13 protein-coding genes and 1 riboswitch are annotated in these 20595 nt (G+C 71.9%); of the genes, 6 read left to right on the top strand and 7 right to left on the bottom strand.

Annotated features, from left to right (window positions below; translation table 11 throughout):
• Positions 1 to 35: 35 nt before the first annotated feature.
• Positions 36 to 1409 carry a helix-turn-helix domain-containing protein gene (locus tag QC385_RS08895; protein ID WP_279540693.1) on the top strand — a complete coding sequence of 458 codons (1374 nt, stop codon included), beginning with the start codon at positions 36 to 38 and terminating at the stop codon, positions 1407 to 1409.
• Between the two features lie 159 nt (positions 1410 to 1568).
• On the opposite strand, the gene sucD is transcribed toward QC385_RS08895, so the two are convergent.
• The 5 genes from sucD to QC385_RS08870 all read right to left on the bottom strand — a co-directional run bounded on the left by sucD (position 1569) and on the right by QC385_RS08870 (position 9252).
• Positions 1569 to 2453, bottom strand: a complete 885-nt coding sequence (sucD, locus tag QC385_RS08890; protein WP_279540692.1) for a succinate--CoA ligase subunit alpha — start codon at positions 2451 to 2453, stop codon at positions 1569 to 1571.
• Between the two features lie 21 nt (positions 2454 to 2474).
• Positions 2475 to 3653, bottom strand: a complete 1179-nt coding sequence (gene sucC, locus QC385_RS08885) for an ADP-forming succinate--CoA ligase subunit beta (RefSeq protein ID WP_279540691.1) — start codon at positions 3651 to 3653, stop codon at positions 2475 to 2477.
• A 593-nt stretch (positions 3654 to 4246) separates the two neighbouring features.
• A complete protein-coding gene (locus QC385_RS08880) occupies positions 4247 to 5410 on the bottom strand; it encodes a VWA domain-containing protein (protein ID WP_279540690.1) in 1164 nt (387 codons plus the stop codon).
• Between the two features lie 139 nt (positions 5411 to 5549).
• On the bottom strand, positions 5550 to 7961 hold the full coding sequence (locus QC385_RS08875) for a DUF5682 family protein (RefSeq protein ID WP_279540689.1): 2412 nt from the start codon (positions 7959 to 7961) through the stop codon (positions 5550 to 5552).
• Between the two features lie 115 nt (positions 7962 to 8076).
• Positions 8077 to 9252, bottom strand: coding sequence for an ATP-binding protein (locus QC385_RS08870; protein WP_279540688.1), 1176 nt, complete (start codon positions 9250 to 9252; stop codon positions 8077 to 8079).
• 145 nt (positions 9253 to 9397) lie between these two features.
• Here QC385_RS08870 and QC385_RS08865 point away from each other — a divergent pair, with 145 nt between their 5' ends.
• Positions 9398 to 10753 carry an SWIM zinc finger domain-containing protein gene (locus QC385_RS08865; RefSeq protein WP_279540687.1) on the top strand — a complete coding sequence of 452 codons (1356 nt, stop codon included), beginning with the start codon at positions 9398 to 9400 and terminating at the stop codon, positions 10751 to 10753.
• 169 nt (positions 10754 to 10922) lie between these two features.
• Complete coding sequence (locus tag QC385_RS08860; RefSeq protein WP_279540686.1) at positions 10923 to 12617, top strand: DUF5691 domain-containing protein; 1695 nt, start codon at positions 10923 to 10925, stop codon at positions 12615 to 12617.
• 212 nt (positions 12618 to 12829) lie between these two features.
• On the opposite strand, the gene QC385_RS08855 is transcribed toward QC385_RS08860, so the two are convergent.
• Positions 12830 to 13246, bottom strand: a complete 417-nt coding sequence (locus QC385_RS08855; RefSeq protein ID WP_037673345.1) for a cobalamin B12-binding domain-containing protein — start codon at positions 13244 to 13246, stop codon at positions 12830 to 12832.
• Between the two features lie 500 nt (positions 13247 to 13746).
• Between QC385_RS08855 and QC385_RS08850 the strand changes: the two genes are divergently transcribed.
• The gene (locus QC385_RS08850) at positions 13747 to 14610 is read left to right on the top strand and encodes a lipase family alpha/beta hydrolase (RefSeq protein ID WP_279540685.1); all 864 of its coding nucleotides are present in this window, start codon (positions 13747 to 13749) and stop codon (positions 14608 to 14610) included.
• A 105-nt stretch (positions 14611 to 14715) separates the two neighbouring features.
• On the top strand, positions 14716 to 16368 hold the full coding sequence (locus QC385_RS08845; RefSeq protein WP_279540684.1) for a M23 family metallopeptidase: 1653 nt from the start codon (positions 14716 to 14718) through the stop codon (positions 16366 to 16368).
• Positions 16369 to 16414: 46 nt separating this feature from the next.
• Here the strand turns inward: QC385_RS08845 and pcrA are convergent, their stop codons facing one another.
• Positions 16415 to 18919: a DNA helicase PcrA gene (pcrA, locus tag QC385_RS08840; RefSeq protein ID WP_279540683.1), complete on the bottom strand. Its 2505-nt coding sequence runs from the start codon at positions 18917 to 18919 to the stop codon at positions 16415 to 16417.
• Between the two features lie 289 nt (positions 18920 to 19208).
• Positions 19209 to 19382: riboswitch (cyclic di-AMP (ydaO/yuaA leader) on the top strand.
• 8 nt (positions 19383 to 19390) lie between these two features.
• On the opposite strand from pcrA, the gene QC385_RS08835 reads away from it, so the two are divergent.
• Positions 19391 to 20572, top strand: coding sequence for a C40 family peptidase (locus QC385_RS08835; protein ID WP_279540682.1), 1182 nt, complete (start codon positions 19391 to 19393; stop codon positions 20570 to 20572).
• Positions 20573 to 20595: the final 23 nt, after the last annotated feature.

Raw genomic sequence — 20595 nt, 5'->3', positions numbered from 1 at the left:
ACGTTTATGTACTTTTCCGTACGGAGGGGCGTCCTGTGACACAGAGCCCTGCCATCCCGCTCCCCCCGCCCAAGGAACGCCGACGCCTGCGCGAGGCCGCCTCGCTGACGCGGGCTCAGCTGGCCTCCCGGGTGGGCGTCACCAGCGGAACGGTGCGCGGGTGGGAGACCGGCCGCTCGACGCCGCGCGGCCGGAAAGGGGAGAAGTACGCGAGGCTGCTGAACTCACTGGGTGCGCAGGCGGAATTGACACCGCCTCATACGGAGCACGAGACCTCCGCCGCGAGCGATCGGAGCCGTACCTCGGCCGGGGACCGAAGCCGCGCCTCCGGCAGGAGCCGGGGCGGCCGCACCGCCCGCACCGCCAGTACCGGCCAGGACCACACCGCCGTCGGCCAACGCAGCCGCGCCTCGGCCGCCGAACACGGCCGCGTCGCCGACCGGAACCACGCCACCGGCGCCCACCGCGGCCACACCGCCGAGACCGGCCATCGCCACACCACCGTCACCGTCACCGACCGCGACCGTGACCGTGACCGCGCCACTGTCACCGGCCGCCGCCCCGTCCCGGCCGGCGCGGCCACCTCGCTGCGGCCGGATGACGCGGCCGACGCCCTGACCCCCGATCAGGCCTTCGACGCGCTGTACGCGTTCTGCGCGCCCGCACTCGTCCGGCAGACCTATCTGCTGACCGGCCGCCGTGAACTGGCGCGGGAGGCGGTCGAGCGGGCCTTTCACATCGCCTGGCAGCGCTGGCCCGAGGTGGCCCGCGACCGCGACCCGGCGGGCTGGGTACGGGCGGTGGCGTACGACTGTGCCCTCTCCCCGTGGCACCGGTTCCGCCTCCGCCACCGGCACCCCGAGCCACCGCCCTCCGACGCGTTCGACCGCGCGCTGCTGGACACCCTGCTGAAGCTGCCGCCCTCGTACCGCCGCACGCTGCTGCTGTACGACGGTGTCGGTCTCGGCCTGCCGGAGACGGCCGCGGAGACGGAGGCGAGCAGCCGGGCGGCCGCGAACCGGCTGACGCACGCGCGGGAGGCGGTCGCCGAGCGGCTGCCGGAGCTGGCGGACCCGGAGGTGCTGCACTGGCGGCTGGTCGAACTGGCTTCCATCGAGCGGCTGCGGGCCGCCAAGCCGCTCGTCGTGCGCCGCGCCGGGGAACGCCGCGCCCGTTGCTGGACCCGGGCCGCCATCGCCTTCACGATCGCCCTGATCGGAGCCACGGCCCTCACCGCCCGCACGGCCCCCACGCGCTACGAGCCACCGGTGCCGCCGGGCGAGACCGTCCAGGGCGTGCCGCCCCCGATCGCGCCCGGACCTCTGTCGGAGTCGGAGCGGGAGCTGCGGGCGAAGCTGCGCGAGGAGGAGCTGCGGGGACCGGTCCGGCTGATGCCGCAGCCACGTTGACGACGCCTGCTTGGGCGCTTGTTTCCGCTTCCTCTTCCACTTCCGCTTCCGCTTCCACGGAACGGCGGTGGGCCCGCCCCCGTGCGGGGAGCGGGCCCACCTGTGAGCTGTACGACTGAGCCGTAGGGCGCTGAAGCCCTGCTCAGCTCGCGCGGCTGCTCAGCCGGCGAGGATCCCGCGCGCCAGCTTCGCCGTCTCGGTCGGCGTCTTGCCGACCTTGACGCCGGCGGCCTCGAGGGCCTCCTTCTTCGCGGCGGCCGTGCCGGAGGAGCCGGAGACGATGGCGCCGGCGTGGCCCATGGTCTTGCCCTCGGGCGCGGTGAAGCCCGCGACGTAGCCGACGACCGGCTTCTTCACGTTCTCCTTGATGAAGGCCGCGGCCCGCTCCTCGGCGTCGCCGCCGATCTCACCGATCATGACGATCAGGTCGGTGTCGGGGTCGGCCTCGAACGCGGCGAGGGCGTCGATGTGGGTCGTCCCGATGACCGGGTCGCCACCGATGCCGACGGCGGAGGAGAAGCCGATGTCCCGCAGCTCGTACATCATCTGGTACGTCAGCGTGCCGGACTTCGAGACCAGGCCGATGCGGCCCGGCTTGGTGATGTCGCCCGGGATGATGCCGGCGTTCGACTGGCCCGGCGTGATGAGACCGGGGCAGTTCGGGCCGATGATCCGGGTCTTGTTGCCCTTGGACACGGCGTAGGCGTAGAACGCGGCCGAGTCGTGGACCGCGATGCCCTCGGTGATGACGACCGCGAGCGGGATCTCGGCGTCGATGGCCTCGACGACGGCGGCCTTGGCGAAGGCCGGCGGGACGAAGAGGACGGATACGTTCGCGCCCGTCTTCTCGATCGCCTCGGCGACCGTGCCGAAGACCGGGATCTCGTTGCCGTCGATGTCGACCGACGTGCCCGCCTTGCGGGGGTTCACGCCACCGACGATGTTCGTGCCGTCGGCCAGCATGAGCTTGGTGTGCTTCATGCCCGTGGCACCGGTCATGCCCTGGACGATGACCTTGGAGTCCTTGTTGAGGAAGATAGCCATGGCTGTTTAGTCCCTCGTCCCTTACTTCGCAGCCGCGAGCTCGGCGGCCTTGTCGGCCGCGCCGTCCATGGTGTCCACGCGCTGGACCAGCGGGTGGTTGGCGTCGGAGAGGATCTTGCGACCCAGCTCGGCGTTGTTGCCGTCGAGACGGACGACGAGGGGCTTGGTGACTTCCTCGCCCTTGTCCTTGAGCAGCTGAAGCGCCTGCACGATGCCGTTGGCGACCTCGTCGCAGGCGGTGATGCCGCCGAAGACGTTGACGAACACGGACTTGACGTCCGGGTCGCCGAGGATGATCTCCAGGCCGTTCGCCATGACGGCGGCGGAGGCGCCACCGCCGATGTCGAGGAAGTTGGCGGGCTTGACGCCACCGTGCGCCTCACCGGCGTACGCGACGACGTCCAGGGTGCTCATGACGAGACCCGCGCCGTTGCCGATGATGCCGACCTCGCCGTCGAGCTTGACGTAGTTGAGGTTCTTCTCCTTGGCGGCGGCCTCGAGCGGGTTGGCCGCCTCCTTGTCCTGGAGGGCCTCGTGCTCCGGCTGACGGAACTCGGCGTTCTCGTCCAGGGAGACCTTGCCGTCCAGGGCGATGACCTCACCGGAGGCGACCTTCGCCAGCGGGTTGACCTCGACCAGGAGGGCGTCCTCCTTGATGAAGGTGTCCCACAGCTTGACGAGGACGTTCACGACCTTGTCAGCGACCTCGGCCGGGAACTTGGCGGCCGCGACGATCTCGCGGGCCTTCTCCTCGGTGACACCCTCGTTGGCGTCGATCGGCGTCTTGGCGACGGCGTCGGGGCGGGTGGCCGCCACCTCCTCGATCTCCATGCCGCCCTCGACGGACGCGATGGAGAGGAAGGTGCGGTTGGCACGGTCCAGGAGGAAGGAGACGTAGTACTCCTCCACGATCTCCGGGGCCGTCTCGGCGATCATCACCTTGTGGACCGTGTGGCCCTTGATGTCCATGCCGAGGATGTTGGTCGCGTGCTCGACCGCCTCGTCGGGGGTGGCGGCGAGCTTCACGCCGCCGGCCTTGCCACGGCCGCCGACCTTCACCTGGGCCTTGACGACGGACTTGCCACCGAGGCGCTCGGTGGCTGCGCGGGCCGCCTCAGGCGTGTCGATGACTTCACCGGCCAGCACCGGTACATCGTGCTTGGCGAAGAGGTCCCTCGCCTGGTACTCGAACAGGTCCACGCGCTTCCGTCCCTATCAGTGATCTCGCGGTTCGTTGTCTGCGTGGGCGTGCCGCGAGGGCAACGTGACGTCCGCCGTCTGTCACAAGGGAGGCGCACACGGTGTCCGAGCGCGCGGCATGTCCGTCTCGCAGGTTATCGCTGCTTGCGGGGGGCCTCTAAATCGAGGGTCACACCTGAGCGGTGATACCTGTCACATGATGCCGCACTCTCTGGCACGGCGTGCCTGGAGTGAGGGGCCTCACCGGGCCGGGGTTGACCCGGTGAGGCCCGACTGACACCCCCAGAGGCCCACAACACCGGGCAGGAGGCTCGGCGGGGCCCGGTCGCCGTGGGTGACAGCGCGCGGGTCGTCGTGGCGCGACGTGCCGGTGTCGGCGGCGGACCAGTTGCCGAGCGTGGGGTCAGGCCGGTCGACGGGCCCGTGCGTGCCCGGGGCCGTGTCCGGCGTGGACGGACGGTCCGGCGTGGGTGCGGGTCTGGTGTGGTTTGCGGGTCTGGTGGTCTATGGCCTGGTGTGGTCTGTGGGCCTGTGTGGTCTGTGGGCCTGGTGTGGCTCGCGTGGCTCGCGGGCTCTGTCCAGCCGGCGGCACGTCACGCCGCATCCGGTACCGGCAGCGGACGCTTCTCGATCGCCGCCGCCATCACTTCCGGGAACAGATCGGGCGTGCAGGCGAACGCCGGTGCTCCCAGCGCGGCCAGCGCGGCCGCGTGCTCCCGGTCGTATGCCGGCGCCCCCTCGTCCGAAAGCGCCAGCAGCGTCACGAACTGCACCCCCGAGGCCTTCATCGCCGCGACCCGCTTGAGCATCTCGTCCCGTATGCCTCCCTCGTAGAGGTCGCTGATCAGCACGACCACCGTCTCCGCGGGCCGGGTGATCTGCGACTGGCAGTAGGCGAGTGCCCGGTTGATGTCCGTGCCGCCGCCCAACTGCGTCCCGAACAGGACGTCGACGGGGTCGTCGAGCTGGTCCGTGAGGTCGACGACCGCCGTGTCGAAGACGACGAGTCGCGTGGAGATCGTCCGCATCGAGGCGAGCACCGCTCCGAACACCGATGCGTACACGACCGATGCCGCCATGGATCCCGACTGGTCGATACAGAGGATGACCTCCTTCTTCGTGGACTGGGACGCCCGCCCGTACCCGATGAGCCGCTCCGGCACGATCGTTCGGTACTCGGGCAGGTAGTGCTTGAGGTTGGCCGCGATCGTGCGGTTCCAGTCGATGTCGTGATGGCGGGGCCGGCTGATCCGGGCGCTGCGGTCGAGGGCGCCGGTGAGGGTGGCCCGGGTGCGGGTGGCGAGCCGCTTCTCCAGGTCCTCGACGACCTTGCGCACGACGGCCCGTGCCGTCTCCTTCGTCGTCTCGGGCATGGCCTTGTTGAGCGACAGCAGCGTGCCGACGAGATGTACGTCGGCCTCCACCGCCTCGAGCATCTCCGGCTCCAGCAGGAGCGTGGCGAGACCGAGCCGGTCGATGGCGTCGCGCTGCATGACCTGTACGACGGAGGAGGGGAAGTACGTCCGGATGTCGCCGAGCCAGCGCGCCACGGACGGCGCCGACGCCCCGAGCCCCGCCGAACGGTCCCGGCCTCCCTGCGGCTTCTCGCCCTTGCCGTAGAGCGCGGTGAGCGCTCCGTCCACCGCGGCGTCCCGCCCGGACAGTTCGCACCCGGTGCCGTCCGCCGCGTCGCCCCCGAGCACGAGCCGCCATCGCCGCAGCCGCTCCCGCGCCGGGTCCGTCACCTCGGCCGTCATCCCCGTCCTCCCTCGCGAGGCCGTTCCCACAGCGGGATCACCGGCACGGCCGTCGTCGGCCGGCCTTCCGCCGGCGCCCCGTTGCCGACGCCGCGTCCCGTCTCCGCGCTCGGAGCCGGCTGCCTCAGTCCGTCGGTCGTCATCCCGTCGCCCCCACCAGGTCGTTGCCGATGTGCTCTTCCTCTTCGTCCAGCCCGAGCAGCAGCCGCACGACCGGCAGCACGGCGTCCGCGCGCACCGTGTCGAGCTCTGCCGCGAAGCCGGGTATGCCGGAGCCTGTTCCTGCCGCACTGCTCCCGGCCTCCGGTCCGCGCCGGACCAGTTCGCCGAGGGTCCGCCGCACGCCGGGCTCGTACGCCGAGAACGTCCGCCGCAGCAGGGGCAGCACGTCCGTGAAGGCCTCCGCCGGAACCCCGGTCAGCCACGCGTCGACCAGCCCGAGCAGCCGCTCGTCGTGCACCAGGAGCATTCCGCCCCCAAAGCCGCCTCCGACGAAGCCCTCGATCCACGCGGCCGCGTCCGCCGGCGGCGTGCCCGGGGACAGGACGAGCCCCATGAGGCGCGCCGCCTCGTCCTGCGCCAGCTCCCCGTCGTCGAGCAGGAGCCGCACAGCGCGCCCCCTGATCACCCCGGGTACGGTGTCCCGCCCGCACAGCACACGCAGCACGGACTGCCATCGGGCTCGCAGGTGGCCTTGTCCCGCCGCGGGCGCGTCCCCCAGGAGCCCCACCGCCCCGTGCACCGCGTCGACATGACGCCGCATCTCCTCGGCACCGTCCGCGTCGAGCCCGGCGCAGGCCGGGGGCAGGCCGACGAAGACCCGTTCGGCCAGACCCGCCGCGACCTCTCCCAGGGCCCCGGTGTCCGTGCCGCGCACATCGCCGTAGCGCAGGGAGCGGACCAGCGCCGGCAGCGCGCGGGCCAGCTGGCCGACATCACTGTCCAGGGCCGCCCGGTCGGCGAGGATCCGCATCACCACCGGCAGCGCGTCGGGCAGTTCGGCCAGCAGGCAGCGCTCCGCGAGTGCGGTGACGTCGGCGAGCCCCTGCGCGGCGACGGCGTCCGCCTCGGCCTTCGCGGTCGCGGCGGACAGGACGGTCGTCCCCCACACCCCGGCCTCGGCGACCCGTACGGACAGCTCGGGCTCCCAGCGCAGCCGCCACGTCTCCCGGAACGTGCCCGTGCTGCCCCGCGAGGCGGCCGGTTCGCCCCACGCGACACCGAGCAACCGCAGCCGGTGCAGCAGTCTGCTGCGGGCGGCGTCGGTCTCCTTGCGCAGGTCGAGCTCCAACTCCCGCTCCAGCGCCTCCGGCTTCAGCCGCAGCCGGCGCTGGAGCCGGACGAGGTCCCGCTGCAACGGAACCGCCGGCGCCGTCGCGGGCACCTCCCCCAGCACGTCCCCCACGATCAGCCGGTCCCGCACCAGGGCGAGCGGCACGTCCGAGCCCTCGCACATCACCGCCCGCACCGCATCGGTCGTCTCGCTCAGGCCGGGCAGCGGACGGCCGCGCATCGCGGCGAGCGTCTCGGCCAGCCGCACGGCCTCGATGACGTGCGCGGAGGATACGAGCCGGTCCTCGGCGCGCAGCAGCCCCGCCACCTTGGTCATCCACCGCTCGACCGGCCGGTCCGGGGCGCTGAACAGGTGCCCGTACCAACCCGGCGAGTCGATACCGGCGCCGTACCCGCTGATCCGGGACAGCCGGCGGTGGGTCCACGGCACCCACGTCATGTCCGTCTTGACCTTGGGCAGCCCTTTCAGCAGCGCCTTGTCGGCGGTGACGGTGATTTTCCGCCGCAGGGCAGGCACATGCCACGCCCCGCACACCACGGCCACGCCGTCCTCGAACTCCCGCTGCGCGGCCCGCACCTGGATCCGCATGTACGCCTCGCGCACCAGGTCACGGTCGTGTCCCCCGCTGCCGTAGGTCTCCCGCAGCGCCCCCATCGCCTCCTCGAGCACGGTGAACGGCGCGAGCCCGTCCCCCTTCCCCGCGCCCCGGTGTTCCACCACGTCCTCCCACCACCGCTCCGGGTCGTCGTAGCCGGCGGTCTCGGCGAGCACCCCGAGCGGATCGATCCGCAGGTCGGCGGGGCCGGGGCAGGGGTCGGAGCCGGAATCGCCCTCGCTGTCCGCCGTCTCGGCGTCCGCAGGGGATTTCCCCTCCGCTCCGGCCTCGTCCTCCTGCGTCCCCCAGGCCAGCGTGTGCGTGGCCGGCAGGTCGATGAAGCGGGCCGGGACGTCGTGTTCCAGGGCCCAGCGGATGGCGACCCACTCCGGGGAGAACTCGGCCAGCGGCCAGAACGCCGAACGGCCGGGCTCGTCCACGGCATGGGCGAGCAGGGCGACCGGCGGCTGCATCTCCTCATCGGCGGCGAGCGGAATCAAGGCATCGGCCTCGGGCGGTCCCTCGATCAGCACGACCCGCGGCCGGGCCTCCTCCAGCGCCGCCCGCACCGCCCGCGCCGACCCCGGCCCGTGATGCCGCACCCCGAGCAGCAACGGCCCCGCCCCGGTCACCCGGCCCACAGCCCTTTCCCCGCCGGTCATGTCGGCCCCCTCCCGATCCACGCCCACCTCTGACGGCCGCACGCCATGCCGTCACCGAACACGCCACCGAAGACGGCGTCGAGCCGCGCGCGCGGCCGTTCCCGCCGCATGCCGCTCACACGCTCACCTCCCGGCAGGCGCGATAGAAGTCCTTCCAGCCGTCCCGCTCGCGGACCACCGTCTCCAGGTACTCCTGCCAGATGACGCGGTCGGCCGCCGGGTCGCGGACCACCGCGCCGAGGATGCCCGCGGCCACGTCGCCCGGCCGCAGCACGCCGTCGCCGAAGTGGGCCGCAAGGGCGAGTCCGTTCGTGACGACGGAGATCGCCTCGGCCGTCGACAGCGTGCCGCTCGGCGACTTCAGCTTCGTCCGGCCGTCGGTCGTGACACCGTCGCGCAGCTCGCGGAAGACCGTGACGACCCGGCGGATCTCGTCGAGGCCGTCGGGCGCGGCCGGCAGGTCGAGGGAACGGCCGATCTGGTCCACGCGGCGCGAGACGATGTCGACCTCGGCCTCGGGGCTCTCCGGCAAGGGCAGCACCACCGTGTTGAACCGGCGGCGCAGGGCGCTGGACAGGTCGTTGACCCCGCGGTCGCGGTCGTTGGCCGTGGCGATCAGGTTGAAGCCGCGGACCGCCTGCACCTCCTGGCCCAGCTCCGGTATCGGCAGTGTCTTCTCCGACAGGATCGTGATGAGCGTGTCCTGCACGTCGGCCGGGATGCGGGTCAGTTCCTCGACGCGGGCGGTCATGCCGTCGGCCATGGCCCGCATGACCGGGCTGGGCACGAGGGCGTCGCGGCTGGGGCCGTGGGCGAGCAACTGTGCGTAGTTCCAGCCGTACCGGATGGCCTCCTCCGGTGTGCCGGCGGTGCCCTGCACCAGCAGCGTGGAGTCACCGCTGACCGCGGCGGCCAGATGCTCGGAGACCCAGGTCTTCGCCGTGCCGGGCACGCCGAGCAGGAGCAGGGCGCGGTCGGTGGCGAGCGTGGTGACGGCGACCTCGACGATGCGGCGCGGGCCGACGTACTTCGGTGTGATCACCGTGCCGTCCGGCAGCGTGCCGCCGAGCAGGTACGTCGCGACGGCCCACGGCGACAGCTTCCAGCGGACCGGACGCGGACGGTCGTCCTGCGCGGCCAGCGCGGCGAGTTCGCCGGCGAAGGCGTCCTCGGCGTGCGGTCGCAGCGCTTCCGCCTCGGTTACGTCCGCGGGTGCGCCCGCCCCCGTGTTCGCGGGCGCGGACCCGTTCTGGCCCGGGTCGACGGACGTCGGTTCTACGGACACAGGCATGGCTGAGTCCCCCTCCAGCTCGGCCGGTTCGGATCTGGCATCCACGTTGCACCACACCACTGACAATGCGTTCCGACCTGCGCAAACGCCCGGCCTGAGGCGCTCGCCGACCCGATTGTCAGTGGTGGGACCTACCTTCGATGGCATGACTCAGCAGGGGGTGCGCTGGACCGCGGACCAGGTGCTGGCACTGGCGCCTGACGCGGCATCACGCAAAGCGGGGAGCAAACTCGGCGCGGCGGGGCCGTGGTCCGAGGCGGGGAGTTCCGACGAGGGGACGGTGTGGGGGCTGTGCAAGGGCAGCGGCAGCAAGCCGTATCAGACGGTCGTCGACATCGCGGACGCCTCCGGGCCCGCGTACAAGTGCAGTTGCCCGAGCCGCAAGTTCCCGTGCAAGCACGCGCTCGGGCTGCTGATCCTCTGGGCGGGCGGCGAGGGAGCGGTGCCGACGGGAGAGGCACCGGAGTGGGCCGGGCAGTGGATAGCGGGGCGGCGTAGCCGCGCGGAGGAGAAGAAGGCCGCGGACAGCTCCGGTTCGCCGTCCGGATCCGCTGATCCGGAGGCGGCGCGCCGCCGGGCGGAACGGCGGGCGGAGCGGGTCACTTCGGGTGCGGTGGAGCTGGAGCAGCGCCTGGCGGATCTGTTGCGCGCCGGTCTGGCGACGGCGGAGCAGTCGGGTTACGGCCTGTGGGAGGAGACGGCGGCCCGCATGGTCGACGCCCAGGCGCAGGGCCTGGCCGGCCGGGTACGGGAGTTGGGGGCCATCCCGTCCACGGGGCCGGGCTGGCCGGTGCGCCTGCTGGAGGAGTGCGCGCTGCTGCATCTTCTCGGTCAGGGCTGGCTGCGCCGCGAGCGGCTGCCCGAGGCCCTCGCCGCCACGGTCCGCTCCCGCATCGGCCTGCCGGCCTCCGCGGACGGCAAGCCGGTGCGGGACCGCTGGCTGGTGCTCGCCCAGTACGACACGGCGGACACGCGCCTGACGACCCGCCGGATCTGGCTGCACGGCGCCGACTCGGACCGGACCGTGCTGCTCCTCTCCTACGGCGCCGCCGGCCGCGCCCCGGAGCTGGCGCTGCCGGTGGGACTGGCCCTGGAGGCGGAGGTGTCCGCCTACCCGGGCGCCGGGCAGCTGCGGGTGGCCCTGGGCGAACAGTTCGCACCGCCCGTGCCGACGGCGATACGCCCGCGGGGCGTGACGACGTCCCAGGCGGCCGCCCGTTACGGCGACGCCCTGCGCGACGATCCCTGGCTGGAGTCCGTCCCGGTGACGCTGGGCCGGGTCGTCCCCACTCCGGACGGCGACTCCTGGCAGTTGGCGGACGCGGACGAGGACGCGGCGTTGCCGCTCACTGCCTCCGCGCGCTCCCGGCCGGGTCTTTGGCGGCTCGTCGCGCTGTCGGGCGGCGCGCCGGTCAGGGTCTTCGGCGAATGCGGCCACCAGGGCTTCACGCCTCTGACGGCCTGGCCCGAGGGCCCGGGCGACGCGATAGCCCTGTGCTGAGCCGACTTCGATCCCGACACCAACGTCAACGTGATCGCCGGAGCCGACGGCCCGGCCTTTCCGACCCGGCCCACGCCTCTCTCAAATCCGCGAATTTTTCAGGCATCCCGGGACAACCGGTAAGGGTGAGCCTTCAACCACCCCCGGGCGCCCCACGGAAAGGAAGCTCATGAACAGGACCTCCGCTCCTGTGGACGCGCCCGCGACGGGCGCCTGGGAGGGGCTCGTCACCACGGCTCTGCTGGGCACGGACCGGCGCACCCCGCCGGGCACCGGGCCGGGCCCGGAGGCACCGGTGGCCCTGCTGGACGCGGCGGCCGTGGAGACCGTACGCCGACGGGCCGGTCTGCGTCCGGCGCGGGCGGCGGAGCGTCCGCAGCCGGCCCCGGAGGACCCGCGTCCGCCGCTGCCGCCTGCGGCTGCCCGCAGACTCGCGCTGCTGCTGGCCGACCGCCCCGGCGCGTCCGGCGGCGGCCGCCGGGGCACCGCGCCCGACCTGACGGAGCTGCTGCCCCAGTGGCTCACGGCGGCCAACGCCCGTGGTTTCGCACCGCCTCCGCAGCTGCTTCCCGCGTTGCTGGACGCGGCCCGGGGGCGTACCGACCTGCGTCCGTCGGCGCTGGAGTTCGCGGGGCCGCGGGCCCTGTGGCTGGCGCGGCTGAACTCTGACTGGCGGTTCGCCCTGCGCTCGACACCGGGCGGCGGAGCGGCCCTGCCCCATCTCGAGGACGACGACGGCGTCCGGCAGCTGTGGCAGGAGGGTCTGTTCGCCGAACGGGTCGCCCTGCTGTCCGCCCTGCGCTCCCGCGACCCTGCCGCCGCGCGCGATCTGCTCGCGACGACCTGGTCGACGGAACGGGCCGAGGACCGGCTGATGTTCCTCGACTCCCTGCGCACGGGCCTGGGCCCGGACGACGAGCCGTTCCTGGAGCAGGCTTTGGCCGACCGCAGCCGCAACGTCCGGGCGACGGCGGCGGAACTGCTGTCGGCGCTGCCCGGTTCGGCGCTCGCCGCGCGGATGGCGGTCAGGGCGGAGGCGTGCGTGGCGATCGACCACACCCAGGCCACCCAGGACAACCGGGCCAACCAGGCCAATCAGGCAGCGGGGGTCACCCAGCCTTCGGGAGGCACCGTGGCCACGCCGACGATCGCCGTCGAAGCGCCGCACGAATGCGATCCGGGCATGGAGCGCGACGGCGTCGTGGCGAAGGCGCCCACCGGACGGGGTGAACGGTCCTGGTGGTTCGGCCAGTTGGTCGAGGCGGCCCCGCTGGGGACCTGGCCGCGGCGGCTGGGCGGGCGGACGCCCCGGGAGATCGTTGCCCTGCCGGTCACGGACGACTGGCAGGGCGAACTGCACGCGGCGTGGTGCCGGGCCGCCGTGCGTCAGCGGGACGCCGAGTGGTCGCGCGCGCTGCTCGGGGAGCCCTCGGCGCCGGAGGCGGGCGGCCCAGGCGCGGTGTCCCTGGCCGAACGCGCCAAGCTGCTCGGCGCGCTGGACGCCGCCGAGCGGGCCGAGTGGGTGGCCGGCTTCATCGCGACGCACGGCCTGTCCGAAGCGTTTCAGCTGCTCGGGGTGTGTGCGGTGCCGTGGGCGCCGCCGCTTGGCCGGGCGGTGGTGGACGCGCTCAACATCGCGCGGGACGCGGGGAGTTATCCATGGAGTTTCAGCGGAGTCATGGGCCTGGCGGAGCGTTGCCTCGATCCGTCCGAGGCCGGCCGCCTCGACGCCCTGCTGGCCGTACCGGACGAGCCGGAGAACGCCTCACCCGGCGCCGGGGGCTACTGGGCGGAGGCCTTCCAGCGCCTGGTCACGACGTTGCGCCTGCGGGCGGCGATGACCGAGGAGCTGAACACTCCCTGACCACGGCCCGCTTCTCGGAGCCGACAGGAGCCGCAGGGGCCGAGCCTGTTGCCGTCACGGCAGAGGGCGATCACCCACCGACGACACCCCGGGCCACCGGTCCGAACCCCGGTGCCACCGGCCCGGATCTGGGCGCCACCGGCCCGGACTTCGGCGCCACCGGCCCGAACCTCAGGGCCACCGGCCCGGACCTCGGCGCCACCGCCGGAGGCCTACGCCCCGGCCGGCTGGCGTGCGTTCGCCCGGACCCAGTCCACGATCGACGCCGTCGTCGCGCCGGGCGTGAAGATCTCCGCGACGCCCTTCTCCTTCAGCAGGGGAATGTCCGCCTCGGGGATGATCCCGCCGCCGAAGACCAGGATGTCCTCCGCGTCCCGCTCCTTGAGCAGGTCGATCACCGCCGCGAAGAGCGTGTTGTGCGCGCCGGACAGGATGGACAGCCCGATCGCGTCGGCGTCCTCCTGGAGCGCCGTGTCGACGATCTGCTCGGGAGTCTGGTGGAGCCCGGTGTAGATGACCTCCATACCGGCGTCGCGCAGGGCCCGTGCGATCACCTTTGCCCCGCGATCGTGGCCGTCGAGCCCCGGCTTCGCCACCACCACGCGGATCGGACCGGCTGCCACACCCATCACTGCCTCCATGAAGCGACTACATCCATCCGTACCGACAAGTACCGCACACATCGCGCACGCCGTACAGCACGGACACCCCGCCCCGAAATGTCCGGGCAAGTGAACGAACGTTATCTCCGCGATCCCGCGACCGGCAGTTTCACGGTGCGGACCGAGGGGGAAATCACACGATGGGACAAGCGCAAGGGGAGCCGCGACGAAGTCGCCGTACCGCCACCCCACCCACCACGCACAGCGGCGGTACGGCACTTCGGCGAAGGCACGCGGGACACGCAGGGCACGCACAGCACGCAGGGCAGACACGGCGCAACAGCGGGGAGCCTCGTCGCCGCACCGGCAGGGGACCTCGTCGTACCACTGGCGTCACATGCGCCACTAGCCGCGCTCCTTCCCCGCGGCTCACGCCGCTCACGCAGTCATCGGCCGTCTTCGCCGCTGCTTTCCACGAGTGCACACGGGGGGCGGCTGTCCTCCCGCGTGCCGACAGGAGGTCGGCCATGAAGGTCACCAGGGCTGCTCTGCCCTTTCTTCCGTTCTGCCAGCGTCTGCTGCCGAGCCGCCTGGCGGGACTCTCCCTGGCGCTCCTGAAGGCCACGGCCCTGGAGATCGCGATTCTGGCCGGGCATCTCCTCCTCTATCCCTCCGGCATCACGCAGGAGCGACGGGCCCCCACCCCGGCCCTGCCCACGGCCGGCGCCGCCCAACTGCCCACGGAGGCCAAGCCCCCGGTCGTCCTGCTGCACGGCTTCATCGACAACCGCTCGGTCTTCGTCCTGCTCCGCCGCAGCCTCGCCCAGCACGGCAGGCAGCAGATCGAGTCCCTCAACTACTCGCCGCTGACCCGCGACATACGCGCCGCGGCCGAGCTGTTCGGCCGGCACATAGAGGAGGTCTGCGAGCGCACCGGGTCCCCACAGGTCGACGTCGTCGGGCACAGCCTCGGCGGCCTGATAGCGCGTTACTACGTGCAGCGCCTCGGCGGCGACACGCGCGTGCGGACCCTCGTGACACTCGGCACGCCGCATTCGGGCACCCGAGTGGTGCCCCTGGCCGACGCACACCCCATCGTGCGCCAGATGCGCCCCGGCTCACCGGTGCTCGAGGAGCTCACTCGGCCGGCCCCGGGCTGCCGTACGCACTTCGTCAGCTTCTGGAGCGACTTGGACCACGTGATGGATCCGCTGGAGACGGCCTGTATCGACCATCCCGATCTGACGGCTGAGAACGTGCGGGTGACCGGCATCGGCCATCTCGCCCTGCCCGTGCACCCCGCTGTCGCCAACGGAATACGACAGGTCCTCGACACGGCCCGCCCGGGTGAACCGGCCGCCGGCCGGACCGGCGGTCTGACGGTGGCCTGAGACTCGTCATACAGCCGGCACACAGCGTCGAAGCACCGATCAGCCTCGAACAAACTTCGAACACAGGGCCAAGCTCGTGCCCGCAGTCCGCCAAAACACGGCCGAATGCCCGTTTCCTGCGCGCGCGAAACCTGCCGAAGATTGTCGTGCCCGCGTACCGCCGGGTACAGTCGCCGCACTGCTCTGGCAGCCCCTGTTGTCGAGGCGAAAGAGAAGTTGGTGAACGACCGTCACCCGTCGGGGACCATCACCCCGGCTCCGGCTTCCGACGCCGACTCGGCGCACTACGCGTCGTACGGCACCCAGGAAGCCCAGTACGGCGACTTCACCACGTACGGCGACCACGCCGCTACTGGATTTGACGCCACGGGTACCGACGGCACCGGTTTCGCCGCCACCGGCCACACCACCGCGACCTTCGCCACCGATCCCCTCTTCGGTGACATGCCGGGCAGCGGCCACGACACGGGCACGTACGACACCGGCCACTGGCCCACCGGCCAGCACGAGAACCCGCATTACGACGCGTACGCGGCCCAGCACCACGCCTCCTACGACACCGGCGTCTACGACACGACGACCTGGACGGGCGAGCAGCAGCCGCTCTCGGTCATCCCGCCGCAGGCCACCTCCCCGGACGCCACCGGGCAGTGGGACGCCGACGCCTGGCTCCAGCCCGACCAGTCCGGCAATCCGGCCGACCGGACCCAGCAGTGGGAATGGGGCACGCAGGCCTTCGACACCGGTGCCTACGACGCCACGCAGTGGAACACCGACGGCGCCGCCGCCTCGGCGCCCGACGCGTACGAGCAGCACGGCGAAACCTTCGAGCAGCACGAGACCGCGACGTTCGAGCAGGTCGCCTACGACGAAGCCGCCGGAGCCGCCGACCACGACCCCACCGCGGACGGCGGCGAGCCGGCCGCCACGGGCGAACTGCCCACCGTCACCCCGCTCCTGGACGGCCAGGAAGAGGCCGGCCCGCGCGCCGCCTCACGGGCGGCCTCGCGCGCCGGGTCCCGTTCCCGCCGCCGTACGCCCCCCAAGCGCTCGGCGCTGATGACCATCGCGGTGCCCTCGGCCTGCGTGATGGGCGTCGCGGGGATCGCCGCCGCCTCCGTCGGCAGCCTCACCGACGACGGCGCCGTGGAGGCGCAGACGACCGCGGCGGACGTGCAGCCCGTGAAACCGGCCACCGCCAACAACAAGCTGGACACGCAGCTTCAGAGCCTCGCCGCCGGCGCCGACGACTTCGCCGACCGGGCCAGCCGCACGCAGGAGCGCATCGACCTCAAGGCCCAGCAGGCCGCCGAGCGGAAGCGAGCGGCGGAGGAGGCGGCCCGCAAGGAGCGGCTGCGCCCGAAGTTCGCCCTGCCGGTCGCCCGGCACGGACTCAGCGCCTACTACGGCCAGTCCGGCATCAACTGGATGTCCCTGCACTCCGGCATCGACTTCCCCGTCTCGTACGGCACGACCGTGATGGCCGCGACCGACGGCACCGTGCGCACGCAATGGAACAGCGCGTACGGCAACATGATGATCGTGACCGCGAAGGACGGCACGGAGACGTGGTACTGCCACCTCTCCACCTACACGGTCCCCTCCGGTACGACCGTGAAGGCCGGCGATCCGATCGCGCGCTCCGGCAACTCCGGCAACTCGACCGGTCCTCACCTGCACTTCGAGGTGCGCCCGGCCGGCGGCTCGGCGATCGACCCGCTCCCGTGGCTGCGCAGCCACGGCATCGACCCGACGTAACGTCCCGGCAGCCCCCGCCGGTCGCCCGGCAGGGGCTGGTCTCTGCCTACAACTTCTCCACCGGCGCGTACCGCAGCAGCAGCCGCTTGGGCTTGGTGTCCCCGAAGTCGATGGTCGCCTCGGCGTTCGCGCCCGTGCCCTTGACCCCGACGACGGTCCCGAGACCGAACTGGTCGTGCGTGACCCGGTCCCCGACCGCCAGCCCCACGACCGGCTTCTCGGAGGTGCGGCGCGTGGCGAAACCGGACGCGCCCGACGCCGACGAACGCGAACGGGACGACGACAGCGAGGCCGCCACCCCGGAGACCGGCCCGGAGGACGCGGGCGCGGTCGCTCCCGTCCGCTTCCACTCCACGTAGGTCGGCGGGATCTCCTCCAGGAACCGGGAGGGCGGGTTGTACGAGGGCTGGCCCCAGGCGCTGCGCAGGGTGGACCGCGTCAGATACAGCCGCTCCCGCGCGCGCGTGATGCCGACGTACGCCAGGCGCCGCTCCTCCTCCAGCTCCTTGGTCTGGCCGAGGGCGCGCATGTGCGGGAAGACGCCGTCCTCCATGCCGGTGAGGAAGACGACAGGGAACTCCAGGCCCTTGGCGGTGTGCAGGGTCATCAGCGTGATGACGCCGTCGCCGTCCTCCTCGTCGGGGATCTGGTCGGAGTCGGCGACCAGCGCGACCTGTTCGAGGAAGTCGGACAGCGTGCCCCCCGGGGCGGCCGCTCCCGGGGTCTCCGCGCCCTCGCCGCGCTCCTGCTCGAACTCCATGGCGACGGCGGCGAGTTCCTGGAGGTTCTCGATCCGGGTCTCGTCCTGCGGGTCGGTGGAGGCCTGCAACTCGGCGAGGTAGCCGGTGCGTTCCAGCACGGCCTCCAGCACCGTGGCCGGTCCGGCGCCGGACTCGACGATCGTACGGAGGTCCTCCATCAGCGTGTTGAACCGCTTGACGGCGTTGGTGGAGCGCGCGGCCATGCCGTACGCCTCGTCGACGCGCTTCAGCGCCTGCGGGAAGCTGATCTTCTCCCGCTGGGCCAGGGCGTCGATCATCGCCTCGGCACGGTCGCCGATGCCCCGCTTGGGGACGTTGAGGATCCGGCGCAGCGGCACCGAGTCCTCCGGGTTGGCGAGCACACGCAGGTAGGCCAGGACGTCCCGGACCTCCTTGCGCTCGTAGAAGCGGACGCCGCCGACGACCTTGTAGGGCAGGCCGACGCGGATGAAGATCTCTTCGAAGACACGGGACTGGGCGTTGGTGCGGTAGAAGACGGCGACGTCGCCGGCCTTGGCCTCGCCGGCGTCGGTGAGGCGGTCTATCTCGTCGGCGACGAACTGCGCCTCGTCGTGCTCGGTGTCGGCGACGTAGCCGGTGATCGTGGCGCCCGCGCCCGCGTTGGTCCACAGGTTCTTGGGGCGGCGGGACTCGTTGCGCTCGATGACCGCGTTGGCCGCGCTGAGGATCGTCTGGGTGGAGCGGTAGTTCTGCTCCAGCAGGATCGTCGTCGCGTCCGGGTAGTCCTCCTCGAACTGGAGGATGTTGCGGATCGTCGCGCCGCGGAAGGCGTAGATCGACTGGTCGGCGTCACCCACCACGCACAGCTCGGCGGGCGGGACGTCGTCCGGGCCGGGCGGTACGTCGACGGGGTGCTCGGAGGTGCCGACGAGCTCCCGGACGAGGGCGTACTGGGCGTGGTTGGTGTCCTGGTACTCATCCACCAGCACATGGCGGAAGCGGCGGCGGTAGTGCTCGGCGACGTCCGGGAAGGCACGGAGCAGGTTGACCGTCGTCATGATCAGGTCGTCGAAGTCGAGGGCGTTCGCCTCGCGCAGCCGCGACTGGTACATCGCGTAGGCCTGGGCGAGGGTCTTCTCGAAGCCGTCGGAGGCTTGGGCGGCGAAGTCCTCCTCGTCGATCAGCTCGTTCTTCAGATTGCTGATCTTGGCGCTGAAGGACTTCGGCGGGAAGCGCTTGGGGTCGAGGTCCAGGTCGCGGCAGACCAGGGCCATCAGGCGCTTGGAGTCGGCGGCGTCGTAGATCGAGAAGGAGGACGTGAAGCCGAGCTTCTTGCTCTCGCGCCGCAGGATGCGCACGCACGCGCTGTGGAAGGTCATCACCCACATCGCGTTCGCCCGCGGGCCGACGAGCTGCTCGACGCGTTCCTTCATCTCGCCCGCGGCCTTGTTGGTGAAGGTGATCGCGAGGATCTGGCCCGGGTGCACTCCCCGCTCGGCGAGCAGGTGGGCGATGCGGTGCGTGAGCACGCGGGTCTTGCCGGAGCCGGCGCCGGCCACGATGAGCAGCGGGGAGCCGGAGTGGACGACGGCGGCGCGCTGGTTGTCGTTCAGCCCCTCCAGGAGGGTGGCGGTGTCCACCACCGGGCGCGGGGCGCCGTCGCGGTAGTAGGCGTCCCGGTCCGGGGGCACGTCGAACTTCCCGCCGAACAGATCGTCCGGAACCGGCTCCGGTACGTGATCGTCCTCGGGTGGCGGCGGGGGCTCGTCCGCGGGGCCCCGCTGGGCCTGGAGGTCCGCCAGGAAGCTGTCGTCAAAGAGGCTGCTCATCGCTCTCCGAGTCTAGGGCGCCCCACTGACAGCCCGCCGCCGCCCCGAGAACATCGCCGAAAGGATCCCCTCGTCACCCTGCATCCCCGCACGATCACAGCCCGCTACGCCGTCACAATTATGACGAACTCATGACCAAACCTCCTCCGCCGATGACGCTCGGCGACGCCCTCGGCTAAGGTCACGAAAATGTATCGGGCATATCGCCCATCAACCTTCACAAGGGCCACACGAGTTGGCTACCGTGCGGGCAGGCCGCACGACCCCCACCGGCGAACGTCGCCGGGCCGCGCGGCCTCCGCCGAGTCCGGTGTGCCGCAGCGGCAGCCGGAGCCGGGGACCCAACCGAGAACTCTGGGGTGAATCGGCCCCGCTCCCTTCGCGGAGACGGCCGTAGGGCAACCCTTCCGATGTACCCGCCCGAACCCGACAGCTAACCCGGTAGGCGGAGCATGGAAGGAGTCGCCTCCCTTGGCGTCGCACCGCAAGTCGCGTCCCGCGGGTACGCGCGTCGCAGGCATACGGACCCCCGCCCTCGCAACGGCGGCCCTCACGTCCGTGGCCCTGCTGTCCCAGTCGGCCAACGCCGCCCCCGAGGCCGACGACAAGCCGAGCCTGGAAGAAGTCGAGAAGAAGGTCGACGACCTCTACCGCCAGGCCGAGTCGGCCACCGACAAGTACAACGCGGCCAAGGAGAAGACCGCGAAGCAGCGCAAGCGCGTCGACACCCTCCTCGACGGTGTCGCGCAGCGCACCCAGAAGCTCAACGAGGCACGGGAGAAGCTGGGTTCCTTCGCCGCCGCCCAGTACCGCACCGGCGCCTCCGCGCCGGACACGGCGACGTTCCTGCTCGCGGACACCCCGCAGGACTACTTCGACCAGACCCAGCTGATGGACCGGATGACCGGCCGTCAGAAGATCGCGGTCGACGACTACGTCACCCAGCAGTCCGAGACGATGAAGAAGCGTCAGGAGGCCACCGAGAGCCTCCAGACGCTCAACGAGACGCAGGGCGACCTGAAGACGGCCAAGGCGACCGTCCAGCGCAAGCTCGCCGACGCGCGCGAACTGCTGTCGAAGCTGACCGCCGAGGAGAAGGCGCGGCTCGCGGCGATCGAGAGGGAGAAGCAGCAGGAGGCCGCCCGCAAGGCCGCCGAGCTGGCCCGGCAGCAGGCCGCACAGCAGCGGGCGCAGGAGGAGGCCGCCCAGCAGCAGGAGAGCGGTTCGTCCTCGCCGTCGGGCTCGTCCTCCACGGGCTCGTCCTCCTCGACGGCCCCGGCAGACTCCTCGTACGCCACCAAGGCCGAGAAGGCCCTCGCCTTCGCCCGCGCCCAGATCGGCAAGCCGTACGTCTGGGGCGCCGTCGGTCCCGGCTCCTACGACTGCTCCGGCCTCACCCAGGCCGCGTGGAAGGCCGCGGGCGTCACCCTGCCGCGCACGACCTGGGACCAGGTCAACGCCGGCACGACCGTTTCCCTGGCCAACGCACAGCCCGGTGACCTGGTCTTCTTCTACGACGACCTCTCACACGTCGGCATCTACATCGGCAACGGCATGATGATCCACGCCCCGAAGCCCGGCACCTATGTGCGCGAGGAGTCGATCTACTACGACGGCGAGTCGTCGATCCACAGCGTGGTGCGGCCGGCCTGAGAGCCCGTACGTCACCGAGGGCA

Source organism: Streptomyces sp. DH10 (genome assembly GCF_029813805.1).
GTDB classification, from domain to species: Bacteria; Actinomycetota; Actinomycetes; order Streptomycetales; family Streptomycetaceae; genus Streptomyces; species Streptomyces coeruleofuscus.
This window is presented reverse-complemented; position numbering and strand designations above follow the sequence as displayed.

What these genes read in the sequence shown, in the direction of transcription:
- sucD (WP_279540692.1), bottom strand. Translation starts at nt 2,453, where the DNA reads ATGGCTATCTTCCTCAACAAGGACTCCAAGGTCATCGTCCAGGGCATG.
- QC385_RS08880 (WP_279540690.1), bottom strand. Translation starts at nt 5,410, where the DNA reads ATGACGGCCGAGGTGACGGACCCGGCGCGGGAGCGGCTGCGGCGATGG.
- QC385_RS08875 (WP_279540689.1), bottom strand. Translation starts at nt 7,961, where the DNA reads ATGACCGGCGGGGAAAGGGCTGTGGGCCGGGTGACCGGGGCGGGGCCG.
- QC385_RS08870 (WP_279540688.1), bottom strand. Translation starts at nt 9,252, where the DNA reads ATGCCTGTGTCCGTAGAACCGACGTCCGTCGACCCGGGCCAGAACGGG.
- QC385_RS08865 (WP_279540687.1), top strand. Translation starts at nt 9,398, where the DNA reads ATGACTCAGCAGGGGGTGCGCTGGACCGCGGACCAGGTGCTGGCACTG.
- QC385_RS08860 (WP_279540686.1), top strand. Translation starts at nt 10,923, where the DNA reads ATGAACAGGACCTCCGCTCCTGTGGACGCGCCCGCGACGGGCGCCTGG.
- QC385_RS08855 (WP_037673345.1), bottom strand. Translation starts at nt 13,246, where the DNA reads ATGGGTGTGGCAGCCGGTCCGATCCGCGTGGTGGTGGCGAAGCCGGGG.
- QC385_RS08850 (WP_279540685.1), top strand. Translation starts at nt 13,747, where the DNA reads ATGAAGGTCACCAGGGCTGCTCTGCCCTTTCTTCCGTTCTGCCAGCGT.
- QC385_RS08845 (WP_279540684.1), top strand. Translation starts at nt 14,716, where the DNA reads ATGCCCGTTTCCTGCGCGCGCGAAACCTGCCGAAGATTGTCGTGCCCG.
- pcrA (WP_279540683.1), bottom strand. Translation starts at nt 18,919, where the DNA reads ATGAGCAGCCTCTTTGACGACAGCTTCCTGGCGGACCTCCAGGCCCAG.